We start from the raw sequence: 14,217 nt of genomic DNA on the forward strand, positions 1-14,217 counted from the left end.
CAGGCCGTTCGCAGGCACGAAAGACATGACCGACTCAGTGGGGGCAGGGCGTTGAGCAGCGTACGAGGCAAGAGGATTCTGGTCACCGGCGGGGCGGGCACCATCGGCTCGCACGTGGTGGACCTCCTGGTCGACAACGGGGCACGCGAGATCGTGGTGCTCGACAACTTCGTGCGGGGGCGGACCGCCAACCTGGCCCGCGCCCTGCCGAGCGGCGTGGTGGAGGTCGTCGAGGGCGACATCCGCGACGTGGCCGCGGTACGCAAGGCGACGGAGGGCGCCGACATGGTGTTCCACCTCGCCGCCATCCGCATCACCCAGTGCGCGGAGGAGCCCCGGCTGGCGAACGAGGTGCTGGTGGACGGCACGTTCAACGTGCTGGAGGCGGCGGCCGCCGCCGGGGTGGGCAAGGTGATCGCCTCCTCCTCGGCCTCGGTCTACGGGCGCGCCGAGACCTTCCCGACCACCGAGCGCCACCACCCGTACAACAACGACACCTTCTACGGCGCGGCGAAGGCCTTCAACGAGGGTGTGCTGCGCAGCTTCCACGCCATGTACGGGCTGGACTACGTCGCGCTGCGCTACTTCAACGTGTACGGGCCCCGGATGGACATCCACGGGCTGTACACCGAGGTGCTGATCCGCTGGATGGAGCGGATCTCCGCGGGCGAGCCGCCGCTGATCCTCGGGGACGGCACCCAGACCATGGACTTCGTCGACGTCAGGGACATCGCGAGGGCCAATCTCCTGGCGGCGGAGTCGGATCTGACCGACGAGGTGTTCAACATCGCCAGCGGGACCGAGACCAGCCTGCGCGGCCTCGCGCTCGGCCTGCTGGAGGCGATGGGCGCGGAGGGCCTGGAGCCGGTGTACGGGCCGGCCCGCGCCGTGAACGGGGTGACCCGCCGTCTCGCGGACACCTCGCGCGCCGCCGAGCGGCTCGGCTTCACCGCGGAGATCGACATGCGCGGCGGGCTGCGGGACCTGGTGGACTGGTGGCGGGCCGAGCGCGCCGCCGACGCGGCCGAGGCCGCGTCGGCCCCCGTCGCGGGCACGGCCGCGGGCACCGCCGCGCAGGCCGGCCGATGAGCGCCCCGGACGCCGCGCCCGCCCGCATCCCGGTCATGGTGCCGTGGCTGGGCGACGAGGAGGCGAAGGCCGCCGCCGACGCGGTGCTCTCCGGCTGGGTCGCCCAGGGCCCCCGGGTCGCCGAGTTCGAGCGGGCCTTCGCGGAGCGGGTGGGCGCCGAGCACGGCATCGCGGTGAGCTCGTGCACGACCGCCCTGCACCTGGCCCTCATCGCGCTGGACCTGGGTCCGGGCGACGAGGTCGTCGTCCCCTCGCTGTCGTTCATCGCCACGGCCAACGCGGTGCGTTACGTGGGGGCGCGGCCGGTGTTCGCGGACGTCGAGGAGGCCACCGGCAACCTGACCCCGGCCACCGTGGACGCGGTCCGCACGCCGCGGACGAAGGCGGTGCTCGCCGTCCACCAGGGCGGGGTGCCCGCGGACGTGCACGCGCTGCGGGCGGCGTGCGCGCAATGGGACGTCGCCCTGCTGGAGGACGCCGCTTGCGGCATCGGCGCGACCGTGGGCGGCAAGTCGGTCGGTCACGGCGCGCTGCTCGCCGCCTGGTCGTTCCACCCCCGCAAGGTGATCACCACCGGCGAGGGCGGCATGCTGACCACGGACGACGCGCGGTGGGCGGAGCGGCTGCGCAGGCTGCGGGAGCACGGCATGAACGTGTCCGCCGCGCAGCGGCACGCCAGTGCCAAGCCGATCGTCGAGAGCTATCTGGAAGTCGGCTACAACTACCGGATGACCGACATCCAGGCCGCGGTCGGCCTGGTGCAGCTGGGCAAGCTGGACGCGATCGTGGCCCGGCGGCGGGCGCTGGCCGCCCGGTACGCGGAGCTGCTGCGCGAGGTCCCGGGTCTGACCCCGGTCCAGGATCCCGGTCACGGCCAGGGCAACTTCCAGTCGTACTGGGTGCTGCTGGCCGAGGAGTTCCCGGTCGGCCGGGACGAGCTGCTCGCCGTGCTCTCCGGGGCCGGGGTCTCGGCCCGGCGCGGGATCATGGCCTCGCACCTGGAGCCCGCGTACGCGGGGCACGGTGCGGCGCCGCTGCCGGTGACCGAGCGGATCAGCCGGGACTCGCTGATCCTGCCGCTGTTCCACACCATGACGGACGCCGAGCAGGACCGGGTGGTGGCGGTGCTACGGGAACAGGCGGGCGGATGAGCGGGCGGCGGCTCCGGACCGATGATCTGCTGATCGTCGGCGCGGGCGGGTTCGCGCGGGAGACCGCCCAGGCGGTGCGGGACGCGGGTGCCGCGGACGCGGCGGACGGCCGCCCGCCGCGGTGGCGGCTCGCCGGGCACCTCGACGACGACCCGGCCCTGCACGGGCGGGAGGTCGACGGGGTGCCGGTGCTGGGCGGCTGCGAACGGGTGCACGAGCTGGCCGCCGCCCGGGTGGTGGTGTGCGTCGGCAGTCCGCGCGACTACGCCGTACGGGCCCGCCTGGTGCGGCGCCTGGGGCTGCCCATGAGCCGGTACGCGACGGTGGTCCACCCCACGGCGGCCGTGTCGGGGTCCTCCGTCCTCGGCGCGGGCTCGGTGCTGCTCGCGCACTGTGTGCTGACCGCCGCCGTCCGGGTCGGGTCCCACGTGGCGGTGATGCCGCAGGTGGTCCTCACCCACGACGACCGGGTCGGGGACTTCGCCACGCTCGCCTCGGGGGTCCGCCTCGGCGGCGGGGCGCGGCTGGGGCGGGGGGCGTACGTGGGTGCGGGGTCGCTGGTCCGCGAGTACACGACGGTCGGCGCCTGGTCGCTGACCGGTATGGGAAGCACGGTCCTGGCCGATGTGCCGCCCGGCGAGGTCTGGGCCGGCAGCCCGGCCCGCCGGCTGCGCGCGGCGGACGGCCCGGCGCTCGACGAGCTGCGGGCGGATGGCAACGAGACCGGCCGGCGGCCGGACACACGGATGGGGAGCACCGTCGGATGAACCAGATACCGCTCGTCGACCTGAAGGCGGCGCACGCCGAGGTCGCCGGGGAATTACGGGCAGGATTCGACCGCGTGCTGGCCGACACCGCGTTCATCGGCGGTGAGGAGGTCCGCGCGTTCGAGCGCGAGTACGCCGAATTCGCCGGGGTCGGGCACTGCGTGGGCGTCGCCAACGGCACCGACGCCCTCGAACTGGCCCTGCGCGCCAGTGGGGTAGGCGTCGGCGACGAAGTGGTGCTGCCCGCCAACACCTTCATCGCCACCGCGGGCGCCACCGCCCGCATCGGTGCCCGCCCGGTCCTGGTCGACTGCCTCCCCGGCAGTCTCCTGATGGACCCGCAGGCCGCGCTGGACGCGGTCGGGAAGGCCACGCGCGCGGTCGTCCCGGTCCACCTGTACGGGCAGTGTGCCGATGCCGCGGAACTCGCCGCGCGGCTGCCCGCCCGCGTCAAGGTCGTCGAGGACGCCGCGCAGAGCCAGGGCGCGACCCGGGACGGCCGCTCCCCCGGCAGCGGCGGGATCGCCGCGACCAGCTTCTACCCGGGCAAGAACCTCGGCGCGTACGGCGACGCGGGCGCGGTGGTGACCGACGACGAGGAGACGGCCGCCCTGGTGCGGGCGCTGGCCAACCACGGAGGCGTCGCCAAGTACCGCCACGACGTGGCCGGGTTCAACAGCCGGCTGGACGGTCTGCAGGCCGTGGTGCTGCGGGCGAAGCTGGCCAGGCTGGCCGACGGGAACGCGGCCCGCCGGGCCGCCGCGGCCCGCTACGACGGGCTGCTCGGCGATCTGGCGGCCGCCGGGCGGGTCACCCCGCCCGTGACGGAGCAGGGCAACGTCCACGTGTGGCACCTGTACGTCGTCCGGCTCGCCGCCGGAGCGGACCGCGACGCCGTCGTCGGCAAGCTCAACGCCGAGGGCATCGGCGCGGGCGTGCACTATCCCGCTCCGGTCCACCTCACCCCGGCCTTCGCCCACCTCGGTCACGTCCGCGGCGACTTCCCGCACGCCGAACTCGCCGCGGACCGGATGCTCTCCCTCCCGCTCTTCCCGCAGATCACCGCTGCTCAGCAGCGGCGGGTCGTGGACGCGCTCACCGACGCCCTGCGCTGACGCCCCTGTGCTGACGCAAAAGATGAGGTCCAGATGAACAGACGGACAAGGTTGCTCCGGTACGGTCTCTTCACCGTGGTCGCGGCCCTGATGGCCACGGTCCTCCCGCCGTCCACGGTGGCCGGCGCGGCCGACCCCTGCGGTCCCGGCACGAACGCGATCGTGTGCGAGAACTCCAAACCGGGCACGCCGATGTCCGACTGGTTCGCGCCCAGCGCCTACGGCGACATCAAGGGGTTCGGCGCCCAGATGAGCGTCCAGGCGGGCGACACCGTGCAGTTCAAGATCCAGTCGCCGACCCCGTACCGCGTCTCGGTCTACCGGCTGGGCCACTACGGGGGCAACGGGGCCCGCCTGCTGTCGACCGCGGCGCAGGCGGCCCAGACGTACCCGGCGAACTTCGCGCCCGGCGGGAACCCGCGCAGCTGCACCACCAAGCCGTCGACCGGCCTGGTCGACTGCGGGAACTGGCCGGTCACGGCCACCTGGGCGGTGCCGGCCGACGCCGTCTCCGGTCTGTACGTGGCCAACTTCGACCAGGCGGACGGCAACGGGGTGATGCCCTACCCGTTCGTCGTGCGCAACGACTCCAGCCACTCCGACATCCTGGTGCAGACCAGCGACCAGACCTGGCAGGCGTACAACAACTACGGCGGCCAGGACCTGTACGACGGCGGGGGCCCCGCGCCCGACGGGCGGGCGTACGAGGTCAGTTACAACCGCCCGATGGACATCGGCGGCGAGAACGGGATCTACGGGTCCGAGTACCAGATGATCTCGTGGCTGGAACGCAACGGGTACGACGTGAGCTACATGTCCGGCATCGACATGTCGACCCGCGGTGCGACGCAGCTGCAGAACCACAAGGTGTTCATGTCCTCGGGGCACGACGAGTACTGGACCCAGGAACAGTTCACGAACGCGCTGACCGCTCGCCGGGCCGGAGTCCACCAGACGTACTTCAGCGGCAACGAAGTCTTCTGGAAGACCCGTCTCGCGCCGAGCATCGACGGCGCGAACACCGCCAACCGGACGCTGGTCTGCTACAAGGAGACCAAGCTGTCCTTCCCGCAGCCGAACGGCGTCCCCGACCCGAGCGGGATCTGGACGGGCACCTTCATGGACCCGGCCAGTGGCACCAACGGGCGGACCTACCAGCCGCAGAACCAGCTGACCGGCTCGCTGTTCAGCGTGAACGGCTACCGCAGCGACGCGATCACCGTCCCGGGTGCCTTCGCCAAGATGCGGCTGTGGCGGAACACCACCGTCGCGAGCCTGGCCCCCTCCCAGACCGCGACCTTCCCGGCCGGCACCCTCGGCTACGAGTGGGACAGCGACGTGGAGGACGGCCACCGGCCGCCCGGGCAGATCCAGATGTCGTCCACCACGGTGGACATCGACGACGCCAAGCTCCGGCTCGACTACGGAAACACGTACGGGAACGGCACCGCGACGCACAGCCTGGTCGCCTTCCGCGACCCGGCCTCGCGCGCGCTCGTGTTCGGCGCGGGCACCGTGCAGTGGTCCTGGGGCCTGACCGACATGCCCACCGGCAATCCGGACGACGCGGTGGTCACCGAGGACAAGCGCATGCAGCAGGCCACGGTGAACGTGTTCGCCGACATGGGTGTCCAGCCCAAGTCCCTGCAGGGCGACCTGGTCGCGTCGAGCGCCTCCACGGACACGGCGGGCCCGGTCATCACGGTGACGAGCCCGGCGGCGAACGCCACCGTGCCGGCGCTGCGGCCCGTGACCGTCACCGGCACGGCGGCCGACAGCGGCGGCGGGGTGGTGGCCCGTGTAGAGGTCTCCACCGATGGCGGGACCACCTGGAAGGCGACCACGGGCATCGGGTCCTGGAGCTACAAGTGGACCCCGACCGCACCGGGTTCCGTACAGATCAAGGTGCGCGCGGTGGACGACAGCGTCAACATCGGCGCCACCACCACCGTGCCGCTGACCGTCGGACCCCAGCAGTGCCCCTGTACCGTCTGGCCGGCCGCGGCCGTACCCGGGACCGTCAACGCCGGTGACGGCAGCGCCGTCGAGCTCGGCGTGAAGATCCGCTCCTCGGTGGCCGGCTCGATCACCGGTGTCCGCTTCTACAAGTCCCCCGCCAACACCGGCACCCACACGGGCAGCCTGTGGAGCAGCTCCGGGCAGCGGCTGGCCACGGGCACCTTCACCAACGAGACGGCGTCCGGCTGGCAGCAGCTGAACTTCGCCTCCCCCGTACCGGTCAAGGCGAACACCACCTACGTCGCCTCCTATTTCGCCCCTCACGGCGGCTACTCCTTCGACACCACCTTCGCCGCAGGTGACGCGGGGCTGGCCCCGCTCACGGCGCTGCGCAGCGGCACCGACGGCGGCAACGGCGTCTACCGCTACAGCGCCACCGGCGGGTTCCCGTCCACGGCCTCGTCCGGCAGCAACTACTGGGTGGACGCGGTACTGGACACCTCCACCGCGAGCACGACCCCGCCGACGGTCACCTCGACCTCGCCGCAGTCCGCGGCGACGGCCACCCCGATCACGGCGGCGCTCAAGGCCACCTTCAGCGAAGGCGTCGACGCGGACTCGCTGGTGTTCACCCTGAAGGACCCCGGCGGCGCCGCCGTCCCGGGCTCCAAGGTGCTCGACGCGGCGAACAGCGCCACCTTCACCCCGTCGTCCGAACTGGCCCTGAACACCACGTACACGGCGTCCGTCCAGGCCGCCGATCTGTGGGGCAACACCATGGCCGCGCCGGTCACGTGGAACTTCACCACCAGCGCGAGCCCGCCGGCGGTGAACTGCCCGTGCACCCTGTGGCCCGCCTCGGCGACGCCGGCCACCGCCAACGTCGGCGACGACACCAACTCCGTGGAGCTGGGCACCCGCTTCCAGTCCGCGGTCGGCGGCTACGTCACCGGCGTCACCTTCTACAAGGGTCCCGGCAACAGCGGCACGCACACCGGCAGCCTGTGGTCCGCCACCGGCACGCTCCTGGCCACCGGCACCTTCGGCAGCGAGACCCCGTCCGGCTGGCAGCAGCTCCACTTCGCCACCCCGGTGCCCATCACCGCGGGCACCTCGTACGTGGCCTCCTACCACGCACCGAACGGCAAGTACTCGGTGGACGGCGGCTACTTCGCGGCCGCGCACCGCTCCTATCCGCTGGTCGCCCCGGCCGACGGCAGCGGCGGCACCGGCGCCGGCGCCGGCAACGGGCTCTACAAGTACGGCTCCGGCACGGTCTTCCCGGCGAACACCTTCGGCTCGGTGAACTACTGGGTCGGCCCGGTCTTCACCACCACTCCCCCGGCCGGCGCGCAGTCGGCGGGCTCGACGGAGGTGGCCGGTCAGTGAGCACCGTCAGCGTGGTGATCCCCTGCTACAAGTACGGCCATTTCCTGGCCGACTGCGTCAAGAGCGTCCTGGACGAGCAGGAGGGCGTCGACGTCCGCGTCCTGATCATCGACGACGCCTCGCCCGACGACTCCGCGGCGGTCGCGCGCGCCCTGGCGGCCGGTGACCCCCGGATCGAGGTACGGGTCCACGAACGCAACCAGGGCCACATCGCCACCTACAACGAGGGTCTGCTGGAGTGGGCCGACGGCGACTACGTCGCCCTGCTCTCGGCGGACGACCGGCTGGTCCCCGGAGCCCTGGCGCGCGCCGCCGCCCTGCTCGACGCACATCCGGAGGCGGGCTTCTGCTACGGCAGGCCGCTGCGCTTCCGGCACGGCGGGCCGCTGCCCGCGGCCCGGACGGAGAGCACCGGGTCGGTCGTCTACCCCGGACGGTGGTGGCTGGAGCGGCGCTTCCGGGAGGGCACCGGGTGCATCACCTCACCCGAGGTGGTCGTGCGCACCAGTCTCCAGCGCAAGGTCGGGGGCTACGATCCGGAGCTCCCGCACGCCGGTGACATCGAGATGTGGATGCGGCTCGCGGCGCACGCCGACGTGGGCTACGTCCGCGGGGCCGACCAGGCCTTCTACCGCGTCCACGGCGACAACATGTCCACCACGGACTTCGGCGGGCAGCTCGACGACCTGCGCCAGCGCCTCGTCGCCTTCGACTCCGTGCTGGAGAAGTGCGCCGGCCTGCTCCCCGAGGCCGGCCGGCTGTCGGTGGCGGCGCGGACCCGGCTCGCCCGGTACGCGCTGCGGCGCGCCTACCGGGCCTACGACCGGGGACGGACGGCGGTGGTGCCGGTCGACGAACTCGTGGAGTTCGCCGCCGAGTGCCTGCCGGGGTACGCCTCGCTGGCCGAGTACCGGGCGCTGCTGCGGCGCCGTCGCATCGGGGCGCGCGTCATGCCGTACCTCCAGCCGCTGGTGCTGTCGGCCGTCGCCGACCGGGGGCGCGAATGGCTGTGGTGGCGGTCCTGGAAGCGTCGAGGGATCTGATGGATCCGACGCATCCGATGAAGCACCGGTCGTGGTCACCGGGAGGCCGCGGCCACGAGCGCGGTCTCCTCGGCCGGGCTCCCGGGGCCGGCGTCGGCGCTTTCGCGCCGGCGCCGGCCCCGGCCCCGGCGCAGCAGTACCTGGTCGGTCCACAAGGCCGCGACCACGCCGCCGACACCGGTCAGCAGTGCGACCCCGGCCAGGGCGCGGCTCTTGGTACCCGTCTGGGCGACCGCGGTCGGCGGTACGAGGAGGTGCACGCTCATCCGCGCCGCGGCCGGGATCCCCTGCTGGGTCTGCATGTCCGACAGGTGCTTCGTGTAGAGCTCGATGATCTTGCGTACGGCGGTGTCGGCGGCGGCGGGATCGGACTGCTCCGCCTGGACCTGCAAGGAGGGGATCAGGTAGCGGGGGGTGACGCTGGTGCCGCTGTTCCGCGGGATGAGCCGGTACGTGCCCCCGACTCCTGCGGCCCTGAGCTCGGCCGCTCCGGCGGGCGAGTCCAGCTGCCGCACCGCCGCGTAGGAGACGGCGGCGAGCGGCGGCTGGAGGTTGGCGAGCTGGTTCGGCTGGCTGCCGGTCACCGGCGGCTTGAGCACGACGATCGCCGTGCTCACGTACGTGGGGGCAGGGCGCAGCAGCTGCTGGGCTCCGGCGGCGGCGAGGACCGCCGTCACCACCAGGACGTACCAGCGCCGACGCAGCGCGCGGACCAACTCACCAGGCGACACGGGGATTCCTTCCGTCGTGATCGATCCTCGCAGGACGCGCATAGGGCCGCCATCAAATCCGGTACCTCGCGGGGGTGTTCATGAGCATCCGGGAGATAGGCGCCGTACTGCGCCGCCGCTGGTACGTGATGCTGCCGCTGACGCTGCTCAGTCTGCTCGCCGCTCTGCACCTGTACCGGTCGGTGCCGGTGGCGTACCAGTCGCAGAGTTCGGTGGCGCTGCTCGACTCCTCGGCGGCCTCCCAGCTGCCGCCCGCCTTCGGCAACCCCATCTCGAACGCCGGCGGTTCCCTGGTCGTGACCGCGGACGTGCTGATCAGGACGCTGTCGGGGGCGGACGCGGCGCGGGACCTGCACGGCCTCGGTGTGACGGATCCCTATACGGTCGGGTTCGCCGCGAACACCTCGGGTCCGCTGATCACGCTGACCGTCACGGGGACCGACCGGGCGAGGGTGCTGAGCGAGACCAGCAAGCTCACCGCCTTCGCCGGGGAGCAGCTGAACGCGCTGCAGGCGGCGGCCAAGGTGCAGCCCGCATACTTCGTGCAGACCGCTCCCGTGGTGCTGCCGCAGACCCCGGTGCCGCAGCTCAAGAGCCGCTACCAGCAGGTGCTGGGCGTCGTCATCCTCGGCACCACCGCCGGGTTCACGCTCTCCTTCGTGACGGAGAGCGTGCTGACGGCCCGCCGTCGCAGGCGCACTGCGGCCACGGACGCCGCCCCGGCTTCCGCGCCCGCGCCGCAGCGGCGGATCCACCGGGGGCTCCGGGCGCTCAATCTGGACACCACCAGGCTGCTCACCGGCTATCTGGCCCTGGCCTTCTTCATCCCCTCGAACCTGACCCTGCCGGGCATGGGCGGTGTGGGCACCCCGGCCAACGTGTTCGCACTGCTCGGCCTGTTCTGGTACCTGGCGGCCTGGCTGACGGGCCGGATCCGGCCGGCCGCCGGTACCCGGCTCCCCCGGGTGGTGATGTGCCTGCTGGCCGTCGCGGTGCTGGCCTCGTACCTGGCGAACGCGACCCGGGCCAGCTCGCACAAAGAGCTCCTGGGGGCGGACCGGGGCCTGATCGGGCTGCTCGTCTGGGTGTCCCTGGTGGTGCTGGTCTCAGCCGGGATCCACGACCGGGGCCGACTGGACGTACTGCTGCGCCGGACCGTCGTGATGGGGTCGGTGGTGGCCGCGATCGGCTACTACGACTTCTTCACCGCGACGAACATCGCCGACCACCTCAGCATTCCGGGCCTCAAGTCGAGCGTCGCCCAGATCACCACCCTGGACCGCGGCTCCTTCACCCGGCCGAGGTCCACCACGGCGCAGCCCCTGGAGTTCGGCGGGATGCTCGCCATCCTGCTGCCCTTCGCCGTGCAGCAGGCCTTCGATCCGGTACGGGCGCACCTGAGCCGATGGCGCCGCTGGGGGCCCGTGGTCCTGATGGGAGGCGCCCTGCCCCTGACGGTGTCGCGGACCTCCATCATCGGGGCGCTCATCGTGGTCCTGGTGATGGTGCCGCGCTGGAAGCCGCAGCGCCGGTGGACGGCGCTCGGTCTGCTGCTGGGCTCGGTGGCCTGCTTCAAGGTGGTCGTGCCCGGGCTGATCGGCACCATCACCACCCTGTTCGGCTCGTTCCTGACGAACTCCGACAGCAGCACCCAGGCCCGCACCGTGAAATACAGCGCGATCCTCCCCTACCTGGACGAACGCCCCCTGGTCGGGCGGGGCTTCGGGACCTTCATCCCCGAGCTCTATTTCTTCACCGACAACCAGTACATGCTGACGCTGGCGGAGATGGGCCTGCTGGGGCTGATCGCGCTCCTGGCCCTCTTCCTCACCGGGATCCACCAGGGCGGTGCCATCCGCCGGCTGGCCCGCAGCGAATCCGACCGGGAGCTCGGGCAGGCGTTCTTCGCGTCGGCGCTCGTCTCCCTGGTCATCAGCGCCACCTTCGACGCCCTCAGCTTCCCGATGTTCGCCGGGATGTTCTTCCTGACGATCGCCGCCGGAGGCAGCTTTCTCGGCTTCCTCCGGCGCGCGGCGCCGCAGCCCCCAACCGTGGAGTCCCCATGCCCTCCCGCCACCCAGACCGTCCGGGTTCCGGTCCCGTAGCCGTCCTCGTCGTCACCTGGAACAGCGCCGGGGTGCTCCCGGAGTTCCTGGCCTCGCTGCCGGAGGGGATGGCCGGGCTCGACTGGCGGCTGGTCGTCGCCGACAACGACTCGGCGGACGACACCGTGGAGGTGGTCCGCTCCCTGGCCCCGGAGGCGACGCTCGTCCAGACCGGCCGCAACGCCGGTTACGCGGCCGGGGTGAACGCCGCCCTGGCGGCCGCGGCCGAGTGGGAGGGCGGCTTCCGGGCGGCCCTGGTGTGCAATCCGGACATCCGGATGCGGCGGGGCTGCGCGAAGGTGCTCGTGGACGCGCTCGGCGCCGACCCGGCCGTCGGGAACGGGCGCCGGGTCGGGATCAGCGTCCCGCTGCTGTACGAGGAGGACGGCCGCACGCTCCTGCACTCGCTGCGCCGCGAATCGCGCGTGACCCGCGCGCTCGGCGAGGCGGTACTGGGCAATCGCCGGGCCGGGCGCTTCCCGCGCTGGAGCGAGCTGGTCACCGACCCGTCCGCGTACGAGCGGGCGACGGTCGCGGACTGGGCGACGGGCGCGCTGATGGCCCTCTCCCGGGCCTGCCTGGACGCATGCGGCGCCTGGGACGAATCGTTCTTCCTGTACTCGGAGGAGACCGAGTACTGCCTGCGGGCCCGGGACCGCGGCTTCGTCACCCGCCTGGAGCCCGCGGCCGCGGCCACTCACCTCGGCGGGGACTCGCAGGTCTCCCCGCGCCTGTGGACCCTGCTCACGCTCAACCGTGTACGCCTCTACCGACGCCGCCACGGGGTGGCCGCGACCGCCGCCTTCCGCGCGGCCGTCCTGCTGCGCGAGACCTCCCGCGCGGCCCTCGGCCGCCCGGCGAGCAGGGCGGCCGCCCGCGCCCTGGCCACCCCGTTCGCCCTGCGCGGCACGCCGGGCCCCTAGGGGCGCGGGCCGTCCCAAGCCGTGTAGAAGCTCCCGGGGTTGACCAGGTAGCGGACCGTGGGCCGGGGGAGGTGGCGGACCTCGTGGTGGCGGCTGTAGCGGCGGATGAGTTCCCAGTCCTCGCGGGGCAGTACCTCGGGGGTGCGCCGCAGGCGGCTGAAGCGCAGGGAGCGGTTGCGGCGCGCGACGAAGGCGTTGGTGTCGAGAAAGGCCTCGTGGGCGGCGCGGCGGCGGTCGAAGGGGACCGACAGGACGTCCCGTTCGGTGCCGTCGGGCAGCACCCTGCGCAGGGCGGTGTAGACGGCGTCGGGGCCGCCGGGCGGCTCGAGGGCCGCCAGGGCCTGTTCCAGGTGGTCGGGCTCCCAGAGGTTGTCGTCGTCCAGGAACGCCACGTACCGCGACCTGGTCAGCCGGATCCCCACGTTGCGCACGACTCCGGCGGTGGCCGTGTTGCGGGTCAGCGACACCGCGAAGAGGCGCGGGTCGTCGGGGAGCCCGGGCAGTCCGGCCCCGTCGTCGACGACGATGACCACCTGGTCGGTCACTGTCTGGTCCAGTGCCGAGCGGACCGCCGCGCGCAGCGCCTCGGGGCGCCGGTGCGTGGCGATCACGGTGGTGACGAGGGCGGCGGGGGGCCGGCCGAGGAGCGCCGCGAGCCGGGTGGTCTCGGCGTCCTCGAAGCGGCGCAGGCGCACGGCGGACCCGGCGAGCAGCACCTTGTTCCGGGCCTCGAAGAGCACCAGCCAGCCGAAGGTCCGCTTGAGCAGTTCCCAGGGAGCGCGCGCGGTACGGCGATGCATCGTGTCCTCTCGTCGGAGTCCGGTGTCAGGAGGTGCGGTCTTCAAGGAGCGGATCGTGCGGCTTCAAGGAGCGGATCGTGCGGTCTTCAAGGAGCGGGTTCGGGGGTGACGGGTCTGCCGTCGGTCATGCGGTTGCCCTTCCACACGTTCCCGGCGCCGCCCGCGTTCCATGCGGTGACCGGGCCGTAGGCGCCGCTGCCGGGGTGGTACTGGGTGGAGAAGACGTTGTCCGTGACCTGGATGCCGGTGGCGCCCGGGCCGCCGCCGTAGAGGGCGTACGCTCCCCCGGCCAGCCAGTTGCCGTCGATCACGACGGAGGAGACGGCCCCGGTGTCGGCGAACAGGCCGACGGCCGCGGTGGCTCCCCGGTCCACGGCGACGGAGTTCAGCAGGGTGTTGTGGCGGACGGTCAGCCGGCCCTTGTTGCCGCCTCCGCTGATGACGGCGTCGGTGTGCTGCCATTCGCCGCCCTGGTTGCGGAAGGCGACGATGTCGTGCACGTAGTTGTCGTGCAGCTCGCCCTGGCCCATGGACAGGGCGTTGCCGAACACGGAGACGTCGCACCAGCCGACCTCGATCGAGCTGCCCCCCATGTTCGACACCGCGTAGTTCACGCCGCCGTTGTCGGGGCCCTTGCCCGGTACGGCGGTGATGGTGGTGTGCAGGACCTTCAGTCCGCTGAAGCCGGGGCGCAGGTTGATCCCCCACCAGTTGGCCGAGGTGATCCTGCTGTCGATGACGGTGACGTCGTTGGCGTAGACGTCGAGCGAACCGTTGATGTCCCAGCCCTTGATGACCGTGCCGTCCTTCTTCACGGACATGTTCCCCGTGTCGTGCCGCTCCAGGGCGATCCGCGGGCCGGTGGTCCGCGCGTCGGGGTATCCGCAGTCGCCGGGCGAGGCGCACGGCTCCGGCGAAGGTGCGCCGGTGGTGGCCGGGGGTCCGGCGGTGCCCGTGGCGGCCGACGGGCCGGGCGCAGATGGGGCGGGCTGCGTTCCGGAGGGCGCGGCGGACGGGGAGAGGGGCGGCGCGGCCGGGGGTTCGCTCACGCCGGTACGGTCGGCCTGGTACAGGGCCAGTGCGACGGCCAGCACCAGCCCGGTGAGCAGCCATGCGCCCAGGCGCCTTCGTCGGTGCGTCACGGC

11 protein-coding genes are annotated in these 14,217 nt (G+C 72.7%); 8 read left to right on the forward strand and 3 right to left on the reverse strand.

Going from position 1 to position 14,217, the window contains the following annotated elements:
* Positions 1–51: 51 nt before the first annotated feature.
* The 6 genes from AB0D48_RS06975 to AB0D48_RS07000 are packed head-to-tail and all read left to right on the forward strand — an operon-like array spanning position 52 to position 8,513.
* Positions 52–1,089 (forward strand): SDR family NAD(P)-dependent oxidoreductase, encoded by a 1,038-nt coding sequence (locus AB0D48_RS06975; RefSeq protein WP_362391604.1) that lies wholly within the window; start codon positions 52–54, stop codon positions 1,087–1,089.
* Positions 1,086–2,240, forward strand: coding sequence for a DegT/DnrJ/EryC1/StrS family aminotransferase (locus AB0D48_RS06980; RefSeq protein WP_362391607.1), 1,155 nt, complete (start codon positions 1,086–1,088; stop codon positions 2,238–2,240). The genes AB0D48_RS06975 and AB0D48_RS06980 overlap by 4 nt, the downstream gene beginning before the upstream one ends.
* Positions 2,237–3,007, forward strand: coding sequence for a NeuD/PglB/VioB family sugar acetyltransferase (locus AB0D48_RS06985; protein ID WP_362391609.1), 771 nt, complete (start codon positions 2,237–2,239; stop codon positions 3,005–3,007). Before AB0D48_RS06980 ends, AB0D48_RS06985 begins: the two co-directional genes overlap by 4 nt.
* A complete protein-coding gene (locus AB0D48_RS06990; RefSeq protein ID WP_362391611.1) occupies positions 3,004–4,122 on the forward strand; it encodes a DegT/DnrJ/EryC1/StrS family aminotransferase in 1,119 nt (372 codons plus the stop codon). Before AB0D48_RS06985 ends, AB0D48_RS06990 begins: the two co-directional genes overlap by 4 nt.
* Before the next feature lie 33 nt (positions 4,123–4,155).
* Positions 4,156–7,470 (forward strand): DUF4082 domain-containing protein, encoded by a 3,315-nt coding sequence (locus AB0D48_RS06995; RefSeq protein ID WP_362391613.1) that lies wholly within the window; start codon positions 4,156–4,158, stop codon positions 7,468–7,470.
* Positions 7,467–8,513, forward strand: a complete 1,047-nt coding sequence (locus AB0D48_RS07000) for a glycosyltransferase (protein WP_362391615.1) — start codon at positions 7,467–7,469, stop codon at positions 8,511–8,513. The genes AB0D48_RS06995 and AB0D48_RS07000 overlap by 4 nt, the downstream gene beginning before the upstream one ends.
* A 35-nt stretch (positions 8,514–8,548) precedes the next feature.
* Here the strand turns inward: AB0D48_RS07000 and AB0D48_RS07005 are convergent, their stop codons facing one another.
* Positions 8,549–9,244: a hypothetical protein gene (locus AB0D48_RS07005; protein WP_362391617.1), complete on the reverse strand. Its 696-nt coding sequence runs from the start codon at positions 9,242–9,244 to the stop codon at positions 8,549–8,551.
* Between the two features lie 80 nt (positions 9,245–9,324).
* On the opposite strand from AB0D48_RS07005, the gene AB0D48_RS07010 reads away from it, so the two are divergent.
* Both AB0D48_RS07010 and AB0D48_RS07015 read left to right on the forward strand, forming a co-directional pair.
* Positions 9,325–11,349 (forward strand): O-antigen ligase family protein, encoded by a 2,025-nt coding sequence (locus tag AB0D48_RS07010; protein WP_362391619.1) that lies wholly within the window; start codon positions 9,325–9,327, stop codon positions 11,347–11,349.
* The gene (locus AB0D48_RS07015) at positions 11,307–12,272 is read left to right on the forward strand and encodes a glycosyltransferase family 2 protein (protein ID WP_362391621.1); all 966 of its coding nucleotides are present in this window, start codon (positions 11,307–11,309) and stop codon (positions 12,270–12,272) included. Before AB0D48_RS07010 ends, AB0D48_RS07015 begins: the two co-directional genes overlap by 43 nt.
* Here AB0D48_RS07015 and AB0D48_RS07020 read toward each other — a convergent pair.
* Positions 12,269–13,072, reverse strand: a complete 804-nt coding sequence (locus AB0D48_RS07020; protein WP_362391623.1) for a glycosyltransferase family 2 protein — start codon at positions 13,070–13,072, stop codon at positions 12,269–12,271. The genes AB0D48_RS07015 and AB0D48_RS07020 overlap by 4 nt on opposite strands.
* A gap of 86 nt (positions 13,073–13,158) precedes the next feature.
* Positions 13,159–14,214 carry a hypothetical protein gene (locus tag AB0D48_RS07025; protein ID WP_362391625.1) on the reverse strand — a complete coding sequence of 352 codons (1,056 nt, stop codon included), beginning with the start codon at positions 14,212–14,214 and terminating at the stop codon, positions 13,159–13,161.
* Between the last annotated feature and the right edge of the window lie 3 nt (positions 14,215–14,217).

It is taken from the genome of Streptomyces sp. NPDC048269, assembly GCF_040652395.1.
GTDB lineage: Bacteria > Actinomycetota > Actinomycetes > Streptomycetales > Streptomycetaceae > Streptomyces.